Annotated in this window: 22 protein-coding genes and 1 pseudogene; 13 read left to right on the top strand and 10 right to left on the bottom strand. The window is 57.9% G+C overall.

The genetic code is table 11. The annotated features are described in order from the left end of the window. From FOI68_RS22035 to FOI68_RS22025, 3 genes are all read right to left on the bottom strand, one after another. The coding region (locus FOI68_RS22035) for a coiled-coil domain-containing protein (protein ID WP_143864338.1) at nt 1–1013 on the bottom strand (1013 nt) is incomplete at its 3' end. 190 nt (nt 1014–1203) lie between these two features. Further along, nucleotides 1204–2508 (bottom strand): BMQ_0737 family morphogenetic spore coat protein, encoded by a 1305-nt coding sequence (locus FOI68_RS22030; RefSeq protein WP_255433807.1) that lies wholly within the window; start codon nt 2506–2508, stop codon nt 1204–1206. 103 nt (nt 2509–2611) lie between these two features. Then, a complete protein-coding gene (locus FOI68_RS22025; RefSeq protein ID WP_143864336.1) occupies nt 2612–3496 on the bottom strand; it encodes a glycosyltransferase in 885 nt (294 codons plus the stop codon). Nucleotides 3497–3647: 151 nt separating this feature from the next. Here FOI68_RS22025 and FOI68_RS22020 point away from each other — a divergent pair, with 151 nt between their 5' ends. Then, nucleotides 3648–5024 (top strand): hypothetical protein, encoded by a 1377-nt coding sequence (locus FOI68_RS22020; RefSeq protein ID WP_143864335.1) that lies wholly within the window; start codon nt 3648–3650, stop codon nt 5022–5024. Between the two features lie 142 nt (nt 5025–5166). Next, entirely contained in the window at nt 5167–5514 is a 348-nt protein-coding gene (locus FOI68_RS22015) for a DUF1360 domain-containing protein (protein WP_143864334.1), read from the top strand. 9 nt (nt 5515–5523) lie between these two features. On the opposite strand, the gene FOI68_RS22010 is transcribed toward FOI68_RS22015, so the two are convergent. The 3 genes from FOI68_RS22010 to FOI68_RS22000 all read right to left on the bottom strand — a co-directional run bounded on the left by FOI68_RS22010 (nt 5524) and on the right by FOI68_RS22000 (nt 8491). Continuing rightward, nucleotides 5524–6738: a glycosyltransferase family 2 protein gene (locus tag FOI68_RS22010; protein ID WP_143864333.1), complete on the bottom strand. Its 1215-nt coding sequence runs from the start codon at nt 6736–6738 to the stop codon at nt 5524–5526. A gap of 96 nt (nt 6739–6834) precedes the next feature. Beyond that, the gene (locus tag FOI68_RS22005) at nt 6835–7680 is read right to left on the bottom strand and encodes a DUF1698 domain-containing protein (protein WP_143864332.1); all 846 of its coding nucleotides are present in this window, start codon (nt 7678–7680) and stop codon (nt 6835–6837) included. A gap of 19 nt (nt 7681–7699) precedes the next feature. Further along, entirely contained in the window at nt 7700–8491 is a 792-nt protein-coding gene (locus FOI68_RS22000; RefSeq protein WP_029097553.1) for an FkbM family methyltransferase, read from the bottom strand. A gap of 245 nt (nt 8492–8736) precedes the next feature. Between FOI68_RS22000 and FOI68_RS21995 the strand changes: the two genes are divergently transcribed. Genes FOI68_RS21995 through FOI68_RS21975 form a run of 5 tightly spaced genes read left to right on the top strand, consistent with a single transcriptional unit; the run spans nt 8737 to nt 14387 of the window. Then, nucleotides 8737–10134 carry a sugar phosphate nucleotidyltransferase gene (locus tag FOI68_RS21995; protein WP_143864331.1) on the top strand — a complete coding sequence of 466 codons (1398 nt, stop codon included), beginning with the start codon at nt 8737–8739 and terminating at the stop codon, nt 10132–10134. After that, nucleotides 10131–11078, top strand: coding sequence for a GDP-L-fucose synthase family protein (locus FOI68_RS21990; RefSeq protein WP_143864330.1), 948 nt, complete (start codon nt 10131–10133; stop codon nt 11076–11078). Before FOI68_RS21995 ends, FOI68_RS21990 begins: the two co-directional genes overlap by 4 nt. Before the next feature lie 37 nt (nt 11079–11115). After that, nucleotides 11116–12093 (top strand): UDP-glucuronic acid decarboxylase family protein, encoded by a 978-nt coding sequence (locus tag FOI68_RS21985; protein WP_143864329.1) that lies wholly within the window; start codon nt 11116–11118, stop codon nt 12091–12093. Between the two features lie 21 nt (nt 12094–12114). Further along, the gene (locus FOI68_RS21980) at nt 12115–13233 is read left to right on the top strand and encodes a glycosyltransferase family 61 protein (RefSeq protein WP_143864328.1); all 1119 of its coding nucleotides are present in this window, start codon (nt 12115–12117) and stop codon (nt 13231–13233) included. Nucleotides 13234–13262: 29 nt separating this feature from the next. After that, on the top strand, nt 13263–14387 hold the full coding sequence (locus FOI68_RS21975; protein WP_143864327.1) for a glycosyltransferase family 61 protein: 1125 nt from the start codon (nt 13263–13265) through the stop codon (nt 14385–14387). Nucleotides 14388–14509: 122 nt separating this feature from the next. On the opposite strand, the gene FOI68_RS21970 is transcribed toward FOI68_RS21975, so the two are convergent. Genes FOI68_RS21970 through FOI68_RS21960 form a run of 3 tightly spaced genes read right to left on the bottom strand, consistent with a single transcriptional unit; the run spans nt 14510 to nt 17321 of the window. Continuing rightward, nucleotides 14510–15751 carry a glycosyltransferase family 2 protein gene (locus tag FOI68_RS21970; protein ID WP_029097549.1) on the bottom strand — a complete coding sequence of 414 codons (1242 nt, stop codon included), beginning with the start codon at nt 15749–15751 and terminating at the stop codon, nt 14510–14512. Nucleotides 15752–15764: 13 nt separating this feature from the next. Next, nucleotides 15765–16598, bottom strand: a complete 834-nt coding sequence (locus tag FOI68_RS21965) for an FkbM family methyltransferase (protein ID WP_143864326.1) — start codon at nt 16596–16598, stop codon at nt 15765–15767. Nucleotides 16599–16604: 6 nt separating this feature from the next. After that, entirely contained in the window at nt 16605–17321 is a 717-nt protein-coding gene (locus FOI68_RS21960) for an FkbM family methyltransferase (RefSeq protein WP_143864325.1), read from the bottom strand. A gap of 283 nt (nt 17322–17604) precedes the next feature. On the opposite strand from FOI68_RS21960, the gene FOI68_RS21955 reads away from it, so the two are divergent. From FOI68_RS21955 to FOI68_RS21945, 3 genes are all read left to right on the top strand, one after another. Beyond that, on the top strand, nt 17605–18867 hold the full coding sequence (locus tag FOI68_RS21955; protein ID WP_255433806.1) for a glycosyltransferase family 2 protein: 1263 nt from the start codon (nt 17605–17607) through the stop codon (nt 18865–18867). A 127-nt stretch (nt 18868–18994) separates the two neighbouring features. Continuing rightward, nucleotides 18995–19642 carry a class I SAM-dependent methyltransferase gene (locus tag FOI68_RS21950; RefSeq protein WP_185974020.1) on the top strand — a complete coding sequence of 216 codons (648 nt, stop codon included), beginning with the start codon at nt 18995–18997 and terminating at the stop codon, nt 19640–19642. A gap of 34 nt (nt 19643–19676) precedes the next feature. After that, a complete protein-coding gene (locus FOI68_RS21945; RefSeq protein WP_035300334.1) occupies nt 19677–20390 on the top strand; it encodes a class I SAM-dependent methyltransferase in 714 nt (237 codons plus the stop codon). A gap of 91 nt (nt 20391–20481) precedes the next feature. Here FOI68_RS21945 and FOI68_RS21940 read toward each other — a convergent pair whose 3' ends face one another. Then, nucleotides 20482–22218, bottom strand: a complete 1737-nt coding sequence (locus tag FOI68_RS21940) for a phospho-sugar mutase (RefSeq protein WP_143864321.1) — start codon at nt 22216–22218, stop codon at nt 20482–20484. Between the two features lie 158 nt (nt 22219–22376). On the opposite strand from FOI68_RS21940, the gene FOI68_RS21935 reads away from it, so the two are divergent. From FOI68_RS21935 to FOI68_RS21925, 3 genes and pseudogenes are all read left to right on the top strand, one after another. After that, on the top strand, nt 22377–23480 hold the full coding sequence (locus FOI68_RS21935; RefSeq protein WP_185974019.1) for a glycosyltransferase: 1104 nt from the start codon (nt 22377–22379) through the stop codon (nt 23478–23480). Between the two features lie 7 nt (nt 23481–23487). Further along, nucleotides 23488–24459, top strand: coding sequence for a GDP-mannose 4,6-dehydratase (gene gmd, locus FOI68_RS21930; RefSeq protein ID WP_029097541.1), 972 nt, complete (start codon nt 23488–23490; stop codon nt 24457–24459). Between the two features lie 123 nt (nt 24460–24582). After that, a pseudogene (locus tag FOI68_RS21925) lies at nt 24583–24953 on the top strand (hypothetical protein); the annotation flags it as partial.

Below are 24953 nucleotides of genomic sequence, written 5' to 3'. Positions count from 1 at the left end.
TCCAATTGCTGGTTCACCTGCAGCAGCGTCTCATTCCATTCGGCTTCTCTGGCTTGATGGCTGGCGATGGTCTCTTCTTGCTGCCTGAGAAGCTGTGTCTGCTCGGCTTCTTGTTGTTGATACGCCTTCACCTGCTGGTTCAGCTTTTCCAGGGTGTCGCTCCATTCCGCCTCTTGGGTTTGATAGCGGGCGATGGTTTCGTCGCGCTGGTGAAGCAAGTGCGTCAGCGCTTCTTCGTTTTGCCGGCAGGATTCAAGCTGCTGCCGCAGTTCTTCAAGCGCGGCATCCCATTCTGCTTCTTTCAGCCTGTAGGCCTCAAGCTGTTGGGATAGGGCTTCGGAGTGTTCGTTTGCATTCCGGTAGGCTTCCAATTGCTCGTTCACCTGCAGGAGTGTCTCATTCCATTCGGCTTCTCTGGCTTGATAGCTGGCGATGGTTTCTTCCTGCTGCTGGAGAAGCTGGGCATAGTCGGCTGCTTTTTGTTGATACGCCTTCACCTGCTGGTTCAGCTTTTCCCATTTTTCGCTCCACTCCGCCTCTTGGGCCTGATAGCGGGCGATGATGTCGTCTTTTTGCTTCAGAAGCTGCGCAGCGTCCTCATCAAGCAGCGACTCCTGGGCTTCCCTTGCTTTTTCTTTCCATTCTTCCAGGGTTTTCTGCCATTGGGCTTCCTTTTCCTTGTAATAGGAGATGGTTTGGTCTCGTTGTTCAAGCAGGGCAAGCTGATTTGCCTCGTGTTGTTCAAGCTCGTGCACCCGGTCGTTCAGTTGGGCCACAACGCGGTTCAATTCGTCAGCCCTGCGCTGTTGATCTGTCAGTGATCGTTTCAACTGTTCCAGGTGATGGTTCTGCCATTCTTCCCGGTCACGCTGCTCCTTCAGTTTTTCGCTGGCATGCTGGAGTTCCTCGTAGTACTGGTTCGCTTTCGCTTCGAAAAACTGCGCTTGCCGCTTCAGCAGGAGAAGCTTTTCCTTCTCCGGCTTTGCTTTGCTGGAGGTCTTTTTTTTCAACACCGTACGTTCCTCCTTTGCAGTGTGTGTTCCCCTATAGACATATGTAGGGGAGCGGGAAGTGTGAAAAAGAAGGGAAGAGATAGGCTCTCCGGCAGCCGGATTGGGGGAAAGGACGCCTGCCTTTTGATTGATCCAAAAAAGAACGGGAGAAGATCCACTCTTCTCCCGTTTTGTATAAGAATCTGGCGAATTACGGAATGGACGGCGTCGGGATCACATCCGGGAACGTCACGCAGTCTTGGACCAGCAGTTGTTCGTCGGGGACAACCGTAAGTGCGGCGGAGAAGACGGGAACACCAGCGCCGTTGGTCAGAACCAGCAGCACGACATCCGGCAGACCCAGACCGGTTTCGGCCAGGACGAGCGTGTAGTTCACCGTTTCCTGCGTACCTGTAGCTGTGAACGTTCTTACGCCGGTACCGGTAACGGTCAGACCGAGGGCAATGGTCGGCAGGACAATTCCCAGACCGAGGTCCGGCAGAACCGTGATGCACGTCGGCGAACTGATCGTCGTCGGCGTGAGGCTGAAGCTTTGGTCGCCGGGGAAGACGTCAGGCAGCGGTGTCGGACCAGGCGTGTCGAAGAAGTTGAAGGTGAACGTGCTGGCCGACGGGTTGCAGCTCGGGCAGATGTCGGCGATCAACTGTACGGTGCCGATTTCGGTCGGTGCCAGCGGCGGCAGGCCGAGGCTCACCGGTACGCCGGTAATGAGCGTATTGGCCGTAGCCTGGCAGTCGCAGTTCGCGCGCGGGAAGATCGTCGGGCACTGCGGCGGGAAGACGATCGGCGGGCAGCGGAAACCGGGGCCGGGCGACGGAGTCGGTACCGGAATGTCGTTCGGACGCGGTGCGCAAAACTTCGCCAGAACCTCCAGTTTCACTTCCGCTTCCACCTGGATTTCCTTGCAGATCGTGATCTCCAGTTCTACCATGCCGCCGAGGAGCACGCTGCCGATGGGCATGCACTCGATCGCGGTGATCCGGCAGAGAATATTGCTTTCGTCCAGAGGCTCCGGCAGGCAGAGCACCACTTCGTCATCAAACTGGATGGTAGCCGGGAATTCGCACAGGAACGTACCGTCGGCAAAAATGCGGAGCAGCACGGTAGCGCCGAACAGGAACCGGACAACGCCTACGCGGACGACAGCCCCGCCAACCGTGATCGTCTCACGGCGAATGCCGATGACACGGCAGGAAAATTCGGGTGAAATGGTGGGCTGCGGTTTCGGGATCAGCGGGAACGGCGGCGGAACGATCGGTTCCACGCACTGGATGGTAATATCCTGCCCCGCCCGGATGGCTGCGTCTACCAACGGCCGGCAGTCGTCGGGAATGGGAACCTTGTTGCGGTCCCTGTTGGCGAATACAACCCAGTCGTACACCTTTTGGACGCGAATGCACTCTTCCTGCAGATTGTTGGGAATCGGCGGGGGTGCTGTTGGCGTCGGTGTAGGTGTCGGCAGCTGGTAACCCTTGATGGGCTTCACTTTATGCACCAGTACAACCCTTCCTTTCTATGGGTATTTGATTTTGCATTACATACTATGGAGGCGGCGGGAGATTTGCTTGTCAACGAATGCCCATTTTTTGGCTGCTGCCTTAGAAAGGAATGGCGAACTGGCGCATGAACCAGTCGTCGTCGTATTTGCGCCGCGCGAAATACCGCAGGCGCTGGGCCGCGGCCCCGCCCTGCAGCACCTCGCGCTCGATCCGGTCGGGATCGGCATGGATGATCAGTTTCTTGCAGGACGCAATCCGCGGTTCGCTAAAGTGGCTGTACGCCATCCGCAGCATGTTGTAGTACACATGGTCGAACTCCACTTTATAGGGATGGGCTTTCCGGAACAGATGGAGGATCTTGACGGAGGGCTGCACAAGGCAGCGGTAACCAAACAGCCATAATTTTATGGAGATTTCGATGTCTTCAAAGCCCCATACGCGAAACCCTCTGTCAAAGCCGCCGATGTCCAGAAAGACTTTTTGCGGCACGGCCAGACAGCCGCCGGGGAGGATGGCGGACGGTTCCGGACGGTTCACGTGGCGGGTCCAGACTACGCCCAATCGTTGGTCCAGCGTCTGGCCGTAGCCGATCTTGTGGGGCTCGTGCATCGATGCGATGGCGGGAGATACGGCGTCGGTGCGCCCGGACTTGATCAGATCGACGAGACCGTCGATCCAGTAATGAGGAAACGTGAGATGGGCGTCACAGAAAATCAGATAGGTGCCTTTGGCGTGTTCCGCTCCCAGATTTCTCGCTGCTGCCGCGCCGATTCCGGGCGTGGTGATCAGCTTGACCCGGCCATTCTCTTCTTCTGTTTGCAAAAAGGCGCAGCAGTTGTCCGTTGAACCGTCATCCACCACGATGATCTCATACGGATAGCGCGATTTCGCGGCGCGAAGCGATTCAAGCGTGGTGCGCACGTTGTTTCCTTCATTTTTGGCCGGAAAAATGACGGAAACCAACGGCAGGTGTTCGTCCGACATGGGATCACTCCTTTCTCCTGACATGGTATGGCGGAACAAAGAAGGGGGTACCCGTCTTCCCGAAAATGACCGCGTCACGCCTCACGCATGGTGCCGGCTGTTCATACACTAGACAGCGGATGGGGAAGTACCCATTGAAGGAGTGAATCACATGGACGTCGAGGTATATTACGCGGGACAGCGCAGCGGGACCATGCCGTACACGTCGGTTCCCGCCTTTCGCCTGTTCTGCAAACAGAACGGCTTTCAGATCAGATGGGATGCCGAACAGAAGCGGATCGATCTCGATTCCGGACTACGAGGGAAGGTGTGTGTCCTGACGGCGGGGGGAGCCGGAAAAGACGCCTCCTACGAATGGGAGATCGTGAACAGGGTGCAGGCGTTTCTTTCCGATTACGGGGCGGAGATCGTGATGGGAGAACCGGCGAAGATCCTCAAAAAGGATGTGGCGATCCGCTTCAGCGTCAAAGAGATCCGCGCATCCGTCCCCCCAAAGTTGATCGTGTTTCGCAGCGAAAACGAGTCACGCAGGACGCTGATTGACTGCCTCCACCATGAATTGAAGCAAACAGGAATGACCTGCGTGGTGAAACTGCAGCGGGAAGCCCGCTCTGCTTCCTCCGGTATCGCGATTCAGTTTCAACTCCCCCAGGGAACGGATGCGGAGCAGCGAAAGGCGTACGGAGAAAGCATCGCCTTTTACCTCTCTTCCGGGATTCTTCACTACTTTCTGACCGGGCTGCGTATCTCGCCGCTGTCGTACCTGTCGCTCCACCTGCTGAAAGCCTTTGGGGGCGGAGCCGCTGCGGATGATGCGGATTCGGCGGATGTAGCGGATTCAGCGGCGGCGGAAACGGCCGCATACAGCGGCGGGACGAGCGAACAGCAGGAAGCGGCACCGACGGAACCTGCGGAGACAGAGGCGGCTATGGCCGCGCAGACAACCGAAGCGCAGCCCGATCACGACACAGCGGCAGCCGGGACGGACGAGGCGGAGCCGGAAGCCTCTTTGCAGGGGGCAGGCCCCTTGCCCGAAACGCCCCGGCAGGCGGAAGCGAGCCGCCTGGAAGCTGAGGTGTTTTTCGACTACACCGTGCTGCGGTCTGATGTGGAAAACCGGCCGTTTTTGCTTATCGGCAATATTTGCGTAAAAAATACGGGGACAGAAGCGCTGTACAATCCGGTCGTCTGCCTTCGCGCCGATCCCGCCGACAGCATCAAGATGGGGGGGCAGATCCTGCCGCCCAATCTGGTGGAAACGCTTGGCGTGCAAAGTTCTGCCGGGATCAAAGGGTGGAGGTATCTGGAGGATGACTGGTTTACGCAGGCGAAAGAACGGGGGGAGTACTGGATGGGTCCGATTCACCCGGTGAGGATCGAGCCGAAAGCAACCGAGACGTTTCAGAATTTCCAGTTCTCCGTCGTCAAACCGGAAACCGGAAACACCGTGACGGTCGAGGGCTATGTGTTCTTCCAGGAACAGGGGCTGCAGTTCGCGGCCAATAACCGGATTGCCCTTTCCTTGTAAGCGAAAAAGCCGCCACTTTCCGGGGAACGTGATGGCTTTGTTTGAGCGTGTTCCCTGCTGACTGGCTCTGAATGTGCCGTCCCGATGGTACGCGAAGAAAGATGGAGAGAACAAGAAAGTATCAGGAAAAGGAGTGGGAATAATGGGAGGCGTTTCGTGGCTGGATTTGGCGATTCTGGTGCTGGCCAGTTTTCGCCTGACCCACTTGATCGTGTTTGACGAAATCACCTCGTTTCTGAGAGCGCCTTTTTTTACGGAGAAGTATGAAACCGACGCAGCCGGCCAACTGATCCGGCACATCCATTTTCGGGGGGAAGGCTTCCGCCGCTGGCTGGGCATGCTGCTGAGCTGCCATTGGTGCGTGGGCATTTGGGCGGCGGCGGCAGTCGTCGCTCTTTTCGTCTATGTACCGGCCGCCTTTCCCTTGCTGCTCATTCTCGCCGTTGCAGGCGCGGCGGCCGTGATCGAGACCAAGATGTACATGGGCTGACGGGGACGGCTACGACGTGCGGGACGCATGCTGAACCGTTTGATAGAGCCGTGCTTCATCGAGAGAAAGGGGAAGCACGTCCTCCGCGACGAAGCTGACCTGCCTCTTCATCGGGTACACCTGATTCGCTAGCGAGACAAACCGCGAAGAAAAAATCGCCACGTCGTTTTTCAGCCGGCTCCTGTCAAGCGGCACCTCCAGCGAGAACGACGGCGTTGTGATCTGGTGAACAGCTGCCAGCCGTCCGTTGACCACGACCGAACACTGGAAATTGACCCCCTGCTCGTTCGGGGTAGGGATGTGCTGGGACGATCTTCCCCTGACAAGCAGCAGGTGCGCCGGGCTGCTCGGATCTGCTTCCACGGCAACCGTGAACATGGGAGGGACCCACAAATCCTTGTACCGGTTCATGTGCGTGACCTTGGGAGTATGTTTGCGGGCGGCGTTGGCCTTGATTTGGCGCAGCAGGGAGAAGGCGCCCATGCGCAGGTAGGGGGCCGCGTACCTCATCCACGTATTCGAGATTGTTCCGAAATGCTTGACGACGGTTTGCAGCACTTCCGGAATCCCGACCGAGTGCCATTGGGTAGCGGTTTTGGAGCTTTCGTGAACTCGGGTATTTGCCAGATGCTCGGGGATGTACCCGATGGTGTAGTGTTTGGCAATCCGAATCCACAAGTCGTAATCCATGCAAAAATGAAGGGATTCGTCTACCCCCCCGAGCTGTTGAAACACGTGTTTGCGGAAAAACGCAGCAGGCTGGCAGATACAGCAGCTCTCATACAGCCGTTGGATCGTGGCGGCGCTGACATTCAGCGAAGATGTTGAGCGGCTGTTCTTGTTGATGACGAAGCAGTTGCCGTGCACCATGGCCCAATCGGGGTGCTGCTGAAATGCCTGCACGGCTTTTCGGACCGCTCCCGCCACATACGTATCGTCGGAGTTCAGCCAACCGATAATCTCCCCCCTTGCCATGGCCACCCCTTTGTTGACCGCGTGGGACTGGCCCCGGTCAGGCTCCGACACGAAGCGGAACCGCTCCCCCCGATCACTGTATTGCTGAAGGAGGGCAACCGTACCGTCCGTCGATCCCCCGTCCACCACAATGTGCTCGATGTTCGGGTAGTCCTGGTTCAAGACGCTTTGGATGGTTTCCGCGATAAAGCCGGCCTGATTGTAGGAGGGGGTGATGATGCTGACGAGAGGAAGATCCTGTTGGGACATACGTCTCACTCCCTTGCCAAATGGAATGCGGTGAAAAGGGGGGACCGGGTCTTGCATCCGACCTCCCTTTTTCCGCTGATGCCCATCGCCATGCGGCTACAAATAATCCGGCACCAATCCGGGATTGCGGAAGGTTCGAAGCAGTTCCCGATAGGACGCCAGTTCCATCTCTTTGCCGGGAATGGCTTTCGCGACCAGACACGCGCGGCCGATCTCGTATTTGCCCGCGCGGCGATCGTGAATCGTGCGAATCGTGTGCGAAAGCGGTTCGAAGAGCGTGGTTTTCAGCATTTCCTGGATGCAGGGGACGGTGGCAGCCCACCAGCTTGTGACATCGTTGTAAAACCGGTATTTGGCTTCCGGCGGGCCGTTAAACAGCATGAACGACTCCTCGCTGTTGAGGATCGCAGCCGTTTCCAGCAGCAAATATCCGCCCGTTTTGATGACGCTTCTCGCCTGAGACAATGTCAGCAGCGGATCGCGAACGTGATAGAGCAGACCGAGATGCTGGACGATGTCGAACTGATTTTTGCGAATCTGTTCCGGGAATCCCAGATTCACGGAGGCGTCGTCCATCAAAATGGTCTTCAGCCCGTCCCAGAGATGGTAGGGGGAGATGTTGTACAGAGGGACCACGCTGCTGTTCAGGATGTCTTTGCACAAGGAAAAATTGGAAAAAACGGGATGGTAGCAATCCGTCGCGACAACGAAGCTCGCCCCCAGTTTCTCCGCCTCAAACGCCCACATGCCGTCAAAGCTGGCAATGTCGAGAACCCGTTTCCCCTGATAGGAAATGGTGTCCCTTACCGCTCGAACCATCTCCCAGACGCTGTCCAGCGGCAGACCGGGCGTGACGATGCCGGGGGCAAGTCTGATCTTGTGGTACCACCAGCGGTCGCTGATGGCCTGGCGGATGTCGTCTTCGGTCCACGTTCCTCCCATGGAAGGAAGCCTCCTTTCATTATTTTTTCAGACAGATGTCGTAGAAGCCTTTGTACTGGGCGTAATAGTCGTCGTAGATCGCCAAAAGCTGTTGGACGGAAACAGGTTGCTCACGGCTGAGCTCGATCCGCGAAAAATGCTGCAGCACCCGCGCGGCGTCTTCCCTGGTGGTGCCGTACCGGTACAGGTGATAAGGGGAGTACTCCGCAATGATCGTCGTGTCCTGGCTCACCAGCGGCAGGCATGCCTCGATGATGGCGAAGTCGGCACCCTGCGTGTCAATCACGATCAGATCCATCAGCGGGGGAAAGCTGACGCCGTAACACTGCTTGAAAATCTCCACGGGATTGACCATCTGGATCTTGTACGGCAGGCTGCGGAAGATCGACACTTCCTTGTCGCTGCTTCGCGGCATGGCACACCGGTGATCGGACGAGTCCCAGGCGCTCTTGTAAAACGAGATAAACTGCCCGCTTTTTCCCAGCGCGTAGGGAAACGCATGAATGTTCTGAACCTGGTTGAGGTGAAGATTCACCGTCAGCAGGGCGAAATTGAGCGGGTCGGGCTCAAAGCAGTAGATGGTCGCCCCCGGCTCGGACTTTGCCAGATAAATGGCCGCCGAGCCAAGATGGCCGCCGGCATAGAGAACGCGGCTTCCCGGCCTCAACCGGCTTCGCGCATGCTCCAGCGAATCGCTCCAGAGGCGGTTTCCGCTGCGAAAACCGGCTCCCGCCACTTTGTCATCGAGATGGGTGACCAACTGCATGTTGAGATTGTTCAACGTCACGTGTGCGATTGAAAAAGGATACAAAACCGCTCCTCTCCTTTTATGCCCCCTCGAGGGTCATGCAGAGTATGGTGGAAGCGACTCGTGTCACTGTGCCATTGAATATGATATGTGCGAAACGGTCGTTTTGAAACGGGACAGCTTCATCATGCGGCCGTCCATCCCGGGGACGGAGAGAATACCTATTTTCGTCCATTTCGATATCACCCCTCTTTCCCTGTTCATAAAATAGTGCAGGCCAAGACAAAAATCGGACAGAGGTGCAATGGATGAAACTCATATTGCTATCGGGAGGATCCGGAAAGCGGCTGTGGCCGTTATCGAACGATGTGCGGTCCAAACAGTTTCTGAAAATGCTGCGCAATCCGAACGGCGAGTTGGAATCCATGGTGCAACGGCTGTGGAGGCAGTTGGATGCCAACGGCTTGCTTGATTCTCTGTACGTTTCCACCAGCAAAACGCAGGCGGACCTGATTCAGAACCAGTTGGGTACGACGGTGCCGCTCATCATTGAACCCAAGCAGCGTGATACGTTTCCCGCGATCGCGCTGGCCGCGAGCTTTTTGTACTCCAAAGAGGGCGTTGATCTTCAGGAAACCGTCACGGTCATGCCCGTCGATCCGTATGTCGGGGATGATTTTTTCGCGATGATCAAGCGGCTGGAGGAAGTGCTCAACCAATCGGGAGCCGATCTCGCGCTGATCGGGGTTACGCCCACGTATCCATCGACAAAATACGGCTACATCGTCCCCGCTGAGGAGAAAGCCGACCGGATACAGCCGCATCCGTACCGCGTCCGCTCGTTTACGGAAAAGCCGTCAGAAGAACAGGCAAAGCGGCTGTTAAAGCGGCGGGCGCTCTGGAACTGCGGCGTGTTTGCATTCCGCCTGGGGTATATCATCAACGAATTGGAAAAAAGAGGATATCCTGTCAAGTATGACACGCTGATTCAGCAGTACGAACAACTGCCCGCCATCAGCTTTGACTACGAGGTGGTGGAGAAGGCGGAGCGGGTCGTCGTCATTCCGTACGACGGAAATTGGAAGGATTTGGGGACCTGGAACACCATCACGGAGGAAATGACTGTCAATCTCGTCGGGAAAGGGCACCTGGACAACGGGTGTACCAATACCCACGTGATCAATGAATTGGACCTGCCCGTTGTCGTGATTGGAACCTCCGACGTGGTGGTGGCGGCCAGTCCCGACGGCATCCTGGTTTCGGATAAAGCCAAAAGCCATCTCGTCAAAGAGATTGCAAAAGAGTGGAACCACCGTCCGATGTTTGAAGAGCGCCGCTGGGGGTGGTATCAAGCGATCGGCTACCAAACCATGGACAGCGGGGCCGAGGTATTGACAAAGCGGCTTCACATCGATGCGCAGCGGAACCTGAGCTACCAGTATCATCGCCATCGCAGCGAAGTGTGGGTAATCGTCGCGGGCGAGGGTGAATTTGTGTTGGACGATCGTCTGCGGCATGTCCGGGCCGGGGACGTGCTGGAAATCCCGGTCGGGGCCAAGCACGCGATCAAGGCCGCTGCCGACCTGGATATCATCGAGGTGCAGATGGGAAGCAGCCTGGTGGAAGACGACATCGTCCGCCTGTGTCTCTCGTGGGAAGAGATCATGCGGCGGGTAAACCGTGACGAGCAGGAGGGAGGAGCATGAAACGCTGGACCGACAAGACCATCATGGTGACCGGAGGATCGGGCTTTCTCGGTTCTCACGTGGTGGAACGGCTGAGGGCGGCATGCTGCGGCCGTATCATCGTCCCGCGAAGCCGGGATTACGATTTGCGCAAGCAGCAGACGGCCATGTCGCTCATCGAGCAAACAAAGCCCGATTTGGTCATTCACCTGGCGGCTTCGGTTGGCGGAATTGAAGCAAACCGCAAAAATCCGGGGGCTTTTTTTTACGACAACTTGTCCATGGGCATCCATCTGATGGAAGCGGCCAGGCTCGGCGGCGTGGAAAAATTCGTGGCCTGCGGAACGATCTGTTCCTATCCCAAGCACGCTGCTGTTCCGTTCCGGGAAGAAGCATTGTGGGACGGCTATCCGGAAGAAACAAACGCTCCCTACGGGTTGGCCAAGAAGATGCTCCTGGTGCAAAGTCAGGCCTACCGGCAGCAATACGGGTTCAACTCGATTTTTTTGCTCCCCGTCAATCTGTACGGGCCGCGCGACAACTTCGATCTGGAGACGTCCCACGTGATTCCGGCGTTGATCCGCAAGTGTGTGGAGGCCAAGGAGCGAAACGACGATCACATCGTGGTCTGGGGGACGGGACAGGTCACGCGCGAATTTCTCTATGTCGAGGACGCCGCGGAAGCCATCGTGCTGGCGGCGGAGCATTACGACGGCGATCAGCCGGTCAACATCGGCACGGGAGAGGAAATCTCCATCAAAGACCTGGCGGAGCTGATCGCCAGGGAAACGGGCTTTACGGGCGAGATTCGCTGGGATTCCGGGAAGCCGGACGGACAGCCGCGCAGATGCCTCGATGTCCGGAAGGCCAGGGAGTACTTCGGATTCGAAGCCAAGGTTTCGCTGCAAGAGGGTTTGCGCAGGACGATTGCGTGGTATGCCGCGCAGCGGGCAGAACGGGTCTAGCGGCCTGCAAGTTTACGACTGATCGGAGAGAGGTCATATGAAGCGAGTCATCATTACGGGAGCCGCCGGCTTTCTCGGCTCCCATCTGGCAAAAGAACTGGTGGCGAAGGGCTGTGACGTAATCGGCATCGACAATCTCAGCACCGGGTTGCGGGCAAATGTGCGGGAACTGGAAGGCAAGCCAAACTTCCGCTTTGTCGAACGGGATGTAACGTCCATCGAGCCGGCCATCGAACCGGAGTTCGCCGGCGTCACGGAGATTTATCATCTCGCGTCTCCGGCATCGCCGAAGTTTTACCAGGCCTCCCCGCTCGAAACGATTGCGGCCAATACGCTCGGGACCCGAAACATGCTGGAAGTGGCCCGATGCCTGCAGGCCAAGTTCCTCTACGCCAGTACGAGCGAGGTTTACGGGGACGCCGACGTTCATCCCCAGCCCGAAGATTACTGCGGGAAGATCAACACCTGGGGACCGCGAGCCTGTTATTACGAAGCGAAACGGTTGGGCGAGGTGTACTGTTTCGAGTATTACCGCATCCATCAGGTCCGGATGCGAATTGCCCGCATTTTCAATACCTATTCGGCCGGCTTGCGGAATGATGACGGGCGGGTGATTTCCAATTTTTTGACGCAGGCGCTGAACGGAGAGGAGATTACCGTGTACGGTGACGGACAGCAAACCCGCTGTTTTTGTTACGTGGACGATACGGTCCGGGGTCTGCAGGCCATGATGGAGTCGGAAGCGGCCGAGGGGCAGATATTCAACATCGGCAATCCTGCAGATTATACCATTCTCGAGATCGCGCAACTGATCAAACAAATGACCGCGTCTGACAGCGCCATTACCTTTTGTCCCTTACCGGCGGACGACCCCCGGCAGCGCTGTCCCTCCATCGAAAAAGCGAAGCAGATCCTGGGGTGGGAGCCGAAAATCGATCTTGAGGAAGGGCTGCGGCGGACGATCGCGGCATACAAAAGGGCGTTGGCGGGGGAAACGCGCGATGAAAACGGGTAGGCTGCGAACGGGGGCGGGAGCATGAGAAGCCATCTGGACAAGACGGGGCGACTGCACGGCTATTACCTGTATCCATGGGATTTTTTATGGGCGTATTACGGCAATCCCGCCATGGTCCAACACCATGTTCGCTCGTTTGACTTCGGACACGCTGAATCGCTTGCCGAACCCAACAAACTGGATGACACGCCTGAGTGGGCGTTTGCAGGCTGTCTGCAATCCAGGCCGCTGCCCAGCTATCTCGCGCTTATCCCCCGGGGGCGCGTGGCAGGGTTCTCCGGCGCCGTGATCAGCCCGGATCACAAGCTGTTGTGGGATGTTTCCTACGAGTTTGGTTCGACACCCACGACACACACCCTGTTGAAAATGCCCCGTCTCCCTACCGTTACTCCCCTGCCGGGGATCGCCGCCGTTTTGACGTCCAGTGCCAGCTCCAACTACTACCACTGGCTGTTTGACGTGCTGGCGCGGATTCACCTGCTTCGACTCGGCGGGATTCCCGTCAGCCGGTATATCATCAACAGCCAGGGACATGTTCCGTTTCAGGCAGAAACCCTTGCCGCCCTCGGCATCCCGAGGGAAAAACTGATCATCTGCGGCCATCATACGCATATCGAAGCAGACTGGTTGGTCGTTCCTTCTCTGCAGGGGTACAACGGACATCCCCCCAAATGGGCGTGCGACTTTCTTCGGGAGGCGCTGTACCCGAATCGGGACAGTCAGCCGACGGCGGGTGGCGAACGGCTCTACATCAGCCGTGCGGACGCCAGACATCGCAACGTGACAAACGAGGACGAAGTGGTCAGGGAACTGGCGGCGTATGGATTCCGAATCGTCAAATTGGAGCAGCATTCCGTCCGTGAGCAGGCCCGACTCTTTTCCGCCGCAGAGGCGATCGTGGCTCCCCATGGCGCCGGTCTCGCCAATCTCATCTTCTGCCGGCCGAAAACAAAAGTGATCGAACTGCACTCCCCCAATTACGTGGTGACCTGTTACTGGGTCCTGAGCAATCACGTGGGAGCGGAGTATTCCTTTTTGCTCGGGGAAGGGCCACGCCGGTACCTCTATCGCTACAACGACAATATCACCGTGAGTATTCCGGCGTTGAGAAGAATGCTGCAAAACGTGTTCAGGTCGTAAGGTGAATTCGATACATCGGAGGGGGTTTTATGGATCGATGGGATGATGGTACCGTTCCTCCCAAGGATTTTTACAACTCCACGGCGGAATGGGCGGCCGCTGCGGATCGAGCGCAGGGAGTCGTGGCGGGCAGGTATCGGGAATGTCCGGCGGAACCGTTCCGCTATGACCCCGGCCGCTTCCGCCAGGCGATGGACCCTGCCATGTGGACGATGTTTGGCGAACCGCTGCCCTACTACATTGCTTTCATGCCGGACGGAAGAGTGTGGGGGGAGAACGGGGCCGTGATCAGTCCGGACAATAAACTGGTCTGGGATGTCTCCCATGAGATGTACCGACTGCCGCAGGAGCATTCCGTCTTTGCGCAGGAACGGCTGCCGCCCGTCACCCGTCTGCCCGGGACCGCTGCGCTGTTGACGTATGTGGGAAGTTCCAATTATTTTTTTTGGATGTTCGACGTATTGGCGCGGATGGAACTCCTGCGGCGCCAGGGGATCACCGTCGACAAATACCTGATCAATCAAAAGCGCCAGCCGTTTCAGGATGAGACGCTTGCCGCGCTCGGGGTCACGCCCGATCGGCTGATCGAATGCGGCAGCGATACCCACATTTGCGCGGCCAACCTGGTCATTACCCCGGCGGTGGCATACACCGGCCACGTGCAAAAATGGGTGTGCGACTTTCTGCGCGAACAGTTCGCCGGTTGGCGGGCAGCCGCTTCCGGCGGGAAGGGGGAACGCCTCTACATCAGCCGTTCACGGGCCCGTTACCGACACGTGCGCAATGAGGAGGAAGTGGCCGCTTTGCTGGAACGGTACGGATTTACCCGCATCCATTGCGAGGAGTATCCGGTCGCCGAGCAGGTGCGCATGTTTGCTTCGGCACAGGTGATTGTCGCTCCGCACGGGGCGGGCCTTGCCAATATTGTCTTCTGCCGGCCGGGAACGAAAGTGGTGGAGTTTTTCTCTCCGCACTGGGTTCGCCAAACGTACTGGATGATCAGTTGTCACTGCGATCTGGATTACTACTACCTGCTCGGCGAGAAGCGGGAACTGGTCTACGATGTGTGGTCCATCCGGCACCACATCCAAGACGATATCGTCGTCGATCTGGGGCGCCTGGCCGAGCTGCTGAAACTGGCTGGATGCACATAGCGGCAGGGAGCGGCGAAGGAAAAAACGGGGTGCTTGCCATTGGGCCAAGCACCCCGTATCCGTTTGGATGAGGCGGTATGCGATGATGGGGGGCGTGCCGACCGCATGCGGCGGACTGCAGGTTACAGCCGGGGAACAGGAGTGCGATGATCCCGGACCCACTGTGCGATTCCGGCGGGATTTGCCAGATACGCCCGGTAAAACTGCAGCTCCTGATACGTGAGAGGAAGCACCTGATCGGCCAAAAAACTGATGACGCGCGGATTTGCCGGGGACCCAATCTTCACGTTCCACGATGCGAAAATGTCCACCTCATGGTTCGTCCTGTCCGGCGGGAGCGGAAGTTCCACCGTGAATGTCGTTCCGCTCACGGCAATCCTTCCCGTCATGCTGCCGTTTATCACGTAATGCAGGAAAGCAGGATGGGAAGACGGCGGACTGCCCAGTCTGCTGCCCCTGATCAGCAGCGTGTGCGCGGGAGCCTGCGGATCGGATTGAATCGAGACGTGAAATCTGGGCGGGACCCACATGTCCGGGTAGCGGTTCATCGCTGTGATCCGCGGCGCGCCGCCAAAAACCGCGTGCGCCCGAAAAAAGGTCAGCAGCGGAAAAACGCCCTTGTTGTGGTGAAAGTACAGGTATTCCAGCACCCAGTCGTTTGACACGGTGCCGTAATGCTTGGCGCTCGTCCTGAACACTTCCTGGAGCCCTACCGTCGGCCACTGGTTGACCGATTTGGATGCGGCGTGATACCTGGCTTTTGCCCAGTAATCGGGCACATAGCCGATGGGGTGGCGCTTCGCGATGCGAATCCACAAGTCGTAGTCCATGCAGAAGCTGAGCGTTTCATCCAGGCCCCCCACCTCGTACAAGACCTGTTTTCGGATGAAGGCGGCAGGCTGCAGGATGTTGCACCGTTCAAACAGTTTTTGCCGATCTTGCGGCTTGACGGGAAACGGCCTGATCGGCAGGTTTCGCTCGTTCGCACAGTAGCCGTTTCCGTGCACCATCCCCCAGTGGGGGTTTGCCATCAGGGCTTGAACCGCTTTGCGGATGGCGCCGGGCAGATACGTGTCGTCCGAATTCAGCCATCCGATAATCTCTCCCTGCGCGACAGACAAGCCTTTGTTGATCGCGTGGGACTGGCCGCGGTCCGGTTCGGACACGAAGCGGAATTTCTCGCTCTGCCGGTTGTATTGGGAGAGAATCGCAAACGTGTTGTCCGTAGATCCGCCGTCGATCACGATGTGTTCCACATGCGGATAATCCTGCTGCAGCACACTCTCGATGGTTTCCCTGATATACGTCCCTTGGTTATAGGAGGGGGTGATGACGCTCACAAGCGGAAGCGATTGGGTGTCCATGGGTCTCACTCTCCTATTTGCGAGATGGGCCTGGGTGTGAAGTCAACCAGATGTCCACATAGCCGCTGTACTGTTTGCAATGGTCATCATAGAACGAAAGCAGACTGTCAACGGTAACGGGGGCGGGCTTGACATCCTCGACCAGCGAGTTCACGATTTCCGCCCGGGAAAACAGGCGAAGCAGGCGTTCGACCTGCTGCTTGGAGGTGCCGTGGCGGTACAGGTGGTAGGGCGAATATTCCGCGATCACGCTGGTATGCGGGCCAATCATCGGCAAACAGGCCTCCAAAATGTCAAAGTCCGCCCCCTGGGTGTCGGTCACGATCAAGTCAAACGAGTCTGGAGCTTGGTTGCGATAACTCTGCTTGAGAAATTCCGGGGGCTGCACCATCGGGATGTGGTAGGGGATGCCGTGAAAAATGGAGACGTCCGCATCGTCCAGTCGGGGCATGGCGCAGCGGTGGTCGGATGAATCCCAATCGCTTTTGTAAAAAGGGATAAACCCCTGTTTTTTTCCCGCTGCGAACGGAAACGCGTGGACGTTGCGCACCTGGTTGATCACCAGGTTCATCGTCAACAGCGAGTAATTGACCGGGTCAGGTTCAAAACAATAGATCATGGCGGTTGGCTCCACCTTGGCCAGGAAAATCGCCGCCGAGCCGATATGGCCGCCGGCGTAGAGAATCCTGTCCTTGCGTTTGAGAACCTTTCGCGCGTGATCCAGCGCGTCCGACCACAGCTTCTTCCCACTCCGAAATTCGGCGCCGGTGATGTTATCTTCCAGGTTTGTCACAAGCGTCATGGTGACATCGTTCAAAGACACTTCCGTATGAGTAAAAGGGTGCATGACCGTCTACCTCCGCACAAAGATGCCGTTTACCTGAAGCACTTCCCCTGTGGTGTAGTCTGCAAAATCCCTTTCCAGATAGAGCAGATCAAAACCCAAGCGATCCACGTAGTCAATCATGGCCGGGTACAGCAATTGGTGCTGGTACAAGGGGACAAGCGACAGTTCCATTTCCAAGATGTCCACTTGGGGCAGCGTCCGTGCGGCCCCCTTGAGTACCTCCAGTTCGTATCCCTGGACGTCCAGCTTGAGATAGACGCGTTCGTGCGCTTGCATCAGCGACGGCTGCAGCGAATCCAAACGCGTAATGGCGATGGTTTCCCTGCCGACGTAGCGCGAATCGGGAGCGCCGATCACGTGCCGGTCCAGCATCGGCAAAAGGGAACTGCTGTAGGAGTTGCCGGCGATATTGATGATGGTATAGCCCTCCGTGCTGCCGAGCGCCACCTGCTTGCAGTCCCAGTGGGGATCGCTGGAAGCCCGTTGGCGCAATTGGGCAAATTCTTTGGACAGCGGTTCAAAGGAGACGATTCTGCCGCGATACCCTTGCTGTCTCAGCTTGGTGGCGTACTGTCCGGTATTGGCGCCAACATCCAGCACGAGTGCAATCTGTTTATCGGAAATCAATTGTGGTCTGCTGGGAAACTGGCGGAAGACCCAGTCAAATTTGCGAGAATCCAAGGCAGTGCGGACCGCATGCTTCAAGATTTGACGATTGTCCATTACAGGTTCTCCCCTCCGTGTAAATGGCAGGCATCCGGATGATCATTCATTGCCTTATAGAGTAGGATATGATTTCTTCACCCGGATGGTTTGGACAGCAGTGTCATCGTTTTTCGGTTTTTCCGAAAAGCTGTGCGTTCTCCTGTGTTCGATCAGCCGAAAATGAATGCCGCACCACGTCCGGTTGCCGGGAAAATCGCCCGGTCTCGCCGCGGAACCGCTTCGCATAGGTTATCGTATCGCGCCGGGAAACATAACTTCTTACAACGAAGGAGGGATATGTGTGGCTTCGGAAGATCTTCCCTTGGTGAGCATCATTACGCCGTCGTTCAATCAGGGGCAATTTATCCGCCAAACGATTGAGAGCGTGCTGCAGCAGGACTATCCCTATCTGGAGCACATCGTGATCGACGGCGGATCTACGGACGACACGCTGGCGGTTTTGGAGCATTTCAGCCAGGTGGACACGCGCTTTCGCTTCGTTGCCGAGCCTGACCGGGGACAGTCCCACGCGATCAACAAGGGACTGGCGTTGGCCAGGGGAGAGATCATCGGCTGGCTGAATTCGGACGATACGTACGAGGCGGGGGCGGTCATGAAAGCGGTGAAGGCGCTTCAAGCACACCCCGATTGGGGCATGGTTCACGGAAACGCCTATGTCACCAACGAACACAATCAAAAGGTTACCGTCTTCCCGTTTCCCCCAAAACTGCCGGTCGATGCCCGGGAACTGTTTGAATGCTGCCACATCTGCCAGCCGTCCGCTTTCATCCGGAAAGAGGTGATGGAAGAGGTTGGCGGAGTGGATGAGAAGCTGAACTTCTGCATGGATTACGACCTGTGGATTCGGATTGCCAAAACGCATCGCATCGGCACCATTGAAGACTACCTGGCCAACGCCAGATACCACGGCTCCAGCAAATCGGGAACCCAGTGGGCATCGGTCGGAATACCGGAGGTGCTTGAGACCAGCCTGAAACACTTCGGGGCCATTTCCAACACGTGGTTCGCGGATCACTACGTCCCCCAATACCGGAAATACGGCATCTACCGGATGCTGCGCGACGTGAAAACATACAAGGTGTTCGGCAATACCCCGAAGCTGGCGGAAATGAACCGATACCCGGACCGGATGGTTCCGATCCAGCTCGTCCTGTCCATCAAGGTCGATCCCGAGCATCCACTCGACACGCTGCTGCTCAAGGGACAAATTCCCCTGAACGTTCCCGCCCAGCCGCAGAACATTCAGCAGTTGACCGTGATGCTCAACGGCCAGCTTGCCGGAAACGTTCGCATACCCGCGAACCTGTTTGAGCTGGAAATCCCGCTCCGCTCTGATCAAGCGGAGAACCGGGTTGAAATCTATTCCTCGTGGCATGTCATTGTCCCTGACAGTCAGGAGAACAAACGGGTGTGCAGTTTTCTTGCCCACGAAATCGTTCCCCTGTCCCGCGAAGAAGCGGCGTTTTTCCGTGTGTTTACGAAAGAGCAGCATCGGCTGAGAGAGTGGATTCGCGAAACCAGGCGACCCGTTCCCCGAATCTGACCCCACTCACCTAATTTTAACGCCCGTCCGCCAACGAACCACGCAGCATCGAACATGCATGCATATCATAGGATCGTCGGAAAAATGGCAGCGACGTGCCAAAACTTACGTGAGGGGGTGGCGGGCAATGAGCGGGCACTTTTTCCTGCAGTCGCCCACACTGCACACCCGGTTGCTGGACATTCAAGCGAAAGTGGCACCCATCCAGGGATGGGTGAGCGATCAAGCGGGCATGATGTTATACCAGCTCGCACGGTTTTATGCGCCCACCGGCACGGTTGTGGAATTGGGATCGTGGAAAGGACGGTCTACCGTCTGGCTGGCCCACGCCGTCAAGGACCGGGGAGCGGGCCGGGTATTCGCGGTTGACACCTGGAAGGGTACGCAAAACGGGGGGCCTGATGAACAAACCTGCCAGGCCTATTTGAAAGGATACCAAGAAAACCAGCTTTTCGAAGAGTTTCTGCAAAATCTCGCCAACGCCGGCGTGGCGGAATGCGTGCAGCCGCTGAAAGGAGATACGTCGGCCGCTTCCTGGCACTTTCCCAGGAAACATCCGATCGGTCTGTTGTTTATCGATGCGGACCACAATTACGAGGCGGTGAAGCGCGACTTTTTGTCATGGAGTCCGATGGTGCCGGCGGGAGGCTATGTCGTGTTTGACGACGTTCCGTCCTGGCCGGGTCCCACCCGTCTCGCCTCGGAACTGCCTGCCTCGTACAGGCGGATCTACATGGGATGGAACATATGCGTCTTTCAGAAGCTTCAGGGCTGAACCTGTCACAAGGGAAGGAGGGGAAGGAATCCGCATGAACCATGCCGATTTTTTGGCCGGAATCTCGTTTCGCAGGATTCAGCCGACCGACCAACTGCCGGGGAACATGTTTTTTGCCGACGATTTCGCCCTGCAGTCAACCAATACGGTGCTGCCGGCAGACGGGCTGCGGTTGACGGAAAACATCCGCAGTGTGTGGGACATTCCGAAAATGTCCACCTTCGCGATCGGGGCCATCCTGAACCGCTTCGTTTCGCAGCTTGCGCCCGGCCACGCCTACGTGAATGTCGGCGTGTGGCACGGATTCACGTTTCTGGCGGGACTGGCCAACCATCCCGATAAAACCTGCATCGGGGTCGACAACTTTTCGGCATTCGGCGGACCGCGCGACCGTTTCCAGTATTATTTTCAGCGGCATAAAAGCGGGAACCACGCGTTTCACGAGATGGATTACGTCGAGTATTTCAAACGCGTGCACAAGGAACTGATCGGCTGTTACCTGTTTGACGGGCCGCACGACTACCACAACCAACTGCTGGCGCTGCAGATCGCCGAACCCTATTTCGCCAACGGCTGCGTCATTCTCGTTGACGATACCAACTGGGCCGATCCGCGCCGAGCCACCCTCGATTTCATCGCGTCCAGGCCCGGTCGTTACCGAATCCTGCTGGATGTCCGGACGGCCGGCAACGGTCATCCGACATACTGGAACGGCTTGATCGTGTTTCAAAAATGGCAGGAATCCTAGTTCGTGCCCAATTGCACAGGCGGATGAAACAAAGCCTCTGAAGATGTGTACCGCTTCAGAGGCTTTGTCATTCCCATCCGGACAGGACAGGCTACGGGGTCTTTAACAGGTGCCCGACCGCTTGTTTGAGCGCCGCCAGTTTTTTTTCCGCCTCTTCCAGAGAGGTACCCTTGACGCCGACATACAGCTTGATTTTCGGTTCCGTGCCGGACGGCCGGACGCAGAACCAGGACGCGTCGTCCAGCGCGTATTTGAGCGCGTCGGTTTTGGGAAAGGGCAGCAGAGCGGTCGTGCCCAGGGCGACATCCCTGCGTTCGCCCGCCAGATAATCTTCCACGACAGTCACCTTTTTTCCGGCTATCTCCGTCAGCGGCCGGCTGCGCAGGCGAGAGAGGATGGACGCCATCGCGGCCATGCCGTCCCGGCCCCTGCAGGTGATCGCATGCAGGTCTTCCATATAGTACCCGTAGGTGGCGAACAACTGGAGCAGCGCATCGTACAGGCTTCGCCCCTCCGCCTTGTGGAAGGCGCAGGCGTCGGCCATGAACAAGGCAGCCTGCACGGCGTCCTTGTCGCGGACGAAATCGGCGATCAGGAAGCCGCAGCTCTCCTCATAGCCAAACTGGAAGGCGTACGCGCCCGTTTTTTCAAACTCGCCCAGTTTCTCGCCAATGTATTTGAATCCCGTCAGCGTGTCGACGGTGGCCAGCCCGAAATCAGACGCAATCGCCCTTCCCATCTCTGACGTGACGATCGTTTTCAACACGACGCCGTTTGCCGGAAGAGCGCCGCTTCGCCGTTTTTGGGACAGCAGGTAATGCAGCAAGAGCGCTCCGGTCTGGTTGCCGGTCAGAACGACGTAGTCTCCCTGAGGATGTTTCACGGCCACCCCGAGGCGGTCTCCGTCCGGATCGGTTGCCAGAATCAGGTCAGCGCCGTCCTTTCTCGCATACTGAATGGCCAGGCGAAACGCTTGATGCTCCTCCGGATTAGGGGAGGAGACGGTGGAAAAAGAGGGGTCCGGATCGGCCTGCTCCCTTACGACCGTGACGTGGCGGTAGCCAAACGCGTCGAGTCCTTTCGTGATCGCTTCGTACGTGGTGCCGTGAAGCGGCGTGAACACGATGCGGACGGGATCGCCGGCCGATTGGACGGCTGGCGGGATGCGGCAGCGATGCAACCGTTCCAGATACGCCTGCAGCAGCTCGCCGCCGATCGAACGCAATAAGCCGCTCGCCCGGAGCGCCTGTTCGTCCGCCGCCGCAATCCGCAGCTCGTCGCCCGCCTCGTCCATGTGCGTCAGCAGCGCTTCGGCGGTCGCCGGCGTGATCTGCCCGCCGTCTGCGCCGTATACCTTGAACCCGTTGTATTCCGGCGGATTGTGGCTCGCCGTGATGACAATGCCGGCAAACGCCCCCACATGGCGGACGGCAAACGAGAGCAGGGGCGTAGGGCACAAGCGGTCAAACAGATGGACGCGAATGCCGTGCCATCCCAGCACGCTGGCCGCTTCCACGGCAAACGTCCGGGATTTGTGCCGACTGTCGTAGGCGATCGCCACGCCCGCGTCCATCGCCGCTTTCCCGTGTGCGGTCACATAGCGGGCCAAGCCCGCCGACGCTTTTCGCACGGTGTACAGATTGATCCGGTTGATCCCGGGACCGAGCTCCCCGCGCATGCCGCCGGTTCCGAATGCGATCGGTCTGGCAAAACAGTCTTCCAGGGTGTGTGGGTCGTCCCGCAAGCTGTCCAACTGGGCGCGAAGTTCCGGATCGAGGTTGGCGAACGTCGTCCAGCGTTGATAGTGGTCCTGCCAATGTTCGGTCATCGCTAGCTTCACTCCCGCTTGATAGTACCAGTTGTTGTTAGGGTATTACCGGCGGTCGGTACTGGTGAACGATGCGGTCACAGGAAAACCGGAACCCGCCTTGCACATGCGCCATATATTGGGGGAGAATGGCATTTTCCGATTCCGGGGGTGAGCCGTTGAACGAGCGGATCAGGGTCAACTGGGTCGGGCCGCAATTTGCCGGCCACAGCATCGCTGTTGTCAACCGGAATCTCTGCAGGGAGCTGGAACGAGATCATCGCCTTTTCCTGAGAATGGGAGTGCCGCAGGACGAATTGACGCTGGTGCCGTCCTCCCGCGCGGCTTCGTTTGCGCCGTTTTCCGAAGCGGACGCTGCTGTTGTTCACGAGTGGACGCCCGGATGGGGCAAACCGGCCGGGAAGCGCCGGATCTGCATGCAGGCCTGGGAGTATGGAGCCATTCCGCGCGAATGGTTCATCCCGATGACGAAGGACGTCGACGAAATCTGGGTGTACAGCTCCTACAACAAGGAATGCTACGTACGCTGCGGCATTCCGGCAGAAAAGGTACAGGTGATTCCGCTGGGTGTCGACGAATCGGTCTTCCGCCCGGAGGCCGCGCCGATGCGCGTGGGGACGGCAGGGTTTCGCTTCCTGTTCGTCGGCGGCACCATCGTCCGCAAGGGGATCGATCTCTTGCTGCAGGCCTATGTGGACGAATTCACGGCGGATGACGATGTTTGTCTGGTGATCAAGGACAACGGGGCAGGCAGCTTTTATAAAGGAAAGACGTTTCAAACGGCGATCCGGAAAGCCGCTTCCCGGCCGCGCAGCCCGCGCATTGTCTATCTGGACCGGTACTTGTCCGAAACGGAGATGGCGGGCTTGTATGCGGGTTGTGACTGCCTGGTTCACCCGTACCGGGGGGAGGGATTTGGACTGCCAATTGCGGAGGCGATGGCATGCGGACTTCCCGTCATCGTGCCGGACAAGGGACCCAGCCGCGATCTCTGTGACGGGCGGACGGCTTTTTTGCTTCCGGCCGAGGTGGTTGGGCTCCCCGAGCAGGGAACGGGTCTCCCAGAGACGGTGGGGCCGCCCTGGTGGCTGTCCGTCGACAAGCACGACCTGCAAAAAACCATGCGCGTTGCCAGCGAGAACCGCGCCCTCGTCCAGGCAATGGGGCGCGCGGCAAGCGAGCGGATGCGATCCGCCTTTACGTGGAAACACAGCGCGGAGGCCGTCCTCCGCAGGCTGCAATCACTTGCTGAAAAGGAGTAGCGAGACCGTGACGAAAACAGCCTTCATCACAGGCATCACCGGCCAGGATGGGGCTTATCTGGCCAAGTTTCTGCTGGAAAAAGGATATCGGGTGGCTGGATTGCTCCCGCGGCGAAGCACCAGCAACCTCTGGAGACTGGAATACCTGAACATCGCCGACGAGGTGGAATACAGGGACGGAGACGTGCTGGACCTTTCGTCGCTGATCCGGGCTGTCAAGGCGGTTAAACCGGATGAGGTGTACCATCTGGCGGCACAGAGCTTTGTCGGCTCCTCCTGGGAGCAGCCCATCTTGACCGCCGAGGTGACCGGCATGGGCGTGCTGCACGTGCTGGAAGCGATTCGCGAGGTGGACCCGGGCATCAAAATGTATCAGGCGTCGTCCAGCGAACTGTACGGGCTGATCCAGGAGCCGATGCAGTCGGAGCAAACCCCGTTCTACCCGCGCAGCCCGTATGCGGTTTCGAAGCTGTTCGGTTACTGGATGACGAAAAACTACAGGGAGAGCTTCGGCATGTTTGCCAGCAACGGCATCCTGTTCAACCACGAGTCGCCGCTGAGAGGGCTTGAATTCGTGACGCGGAAGGTGACCCACACCGTCGCTCAAATCGCGGCAGGCCGGAAAAAGGAACTCCGGCTGGGAAACATTCACGCCAAGCGGGATTGGGGCTTTGCCGGCGATTACGTGGAAGCGATGTGGCTGATGCTGCAGCAGCAAAAGCCGGACGATTTTGTGATCGCGACGGGAACCACCACGACGGTAGAGGAGATGTGCAGGATCGCCTTTGACTACGTGGGGTTGGACTTTCAGGATTACCTCGTGATCGATCCGCAGTTGTTCCGTCCGGCGGAGGTGGACGTTCTGCTGGGGAATCCCGCCAAAGCGAAGCGGGAATTGGGCTGGGAACCCAAAACGGGATTGCAGGAACTGATCCACATGATGGTGGAGGCCGATCTGCAGAGAGTCAAACAGGCCTAGCGGAATGACGGGGAAAAGGGGCGTACCGGCGCGTACGTCTTTCTTTTTTTGCGGCGCCCTCTATCCTGTGATACCCTGGGTTCAGGCTGTGATAGAATGGGAGAAAAGGGGAGGTGCGGATGCGTGCAGGAGCTCCTGAATGAATTCATGAACCACATGCGTGAATTTCGAAACGAGATGAACGTGCGGCTGGATCACCTCGGGCGCGGACTGGACGAGACGAATCAGCGCCTGGACCGGGTCGAGCAGGGGCTGGAGAAAACGACCAAACGCCTGGATCGGCTTGAAAAGGGGCAGGAGCAGATGGCCGTGCGCCTGGAGCGGCTGGAGAGCCGCTTGGAGCGGGTCGAAGAGGGCCAGGAACAGATGACCGTACGCCTGGAGCGGGTCGAAAAGGGCCAGGAACAGATGACCGTACGCCTGGAGCAGCTTGAAAATGGCCAGAAGCAAATGGCCGAACGACTGGAGGGAGTTGAAAACGGTCAGAAGCAAAT

Origin of the sequence: Brevibacillus sp. LEMMJ03, from assembly GCF_007197875.1 — a bacterium.
Lineage (GTDB): Bacteria > Bacillota > Bacilli > Brevibacillales > Brevibacillaceae > Brevibacillus > Brevibacillus thermoruber.
The sequence above is the reverse complement of the archived record's forward strand: the minus strand, read 5'-3'. Positions and strand labels throughout refer to the sequence as shown.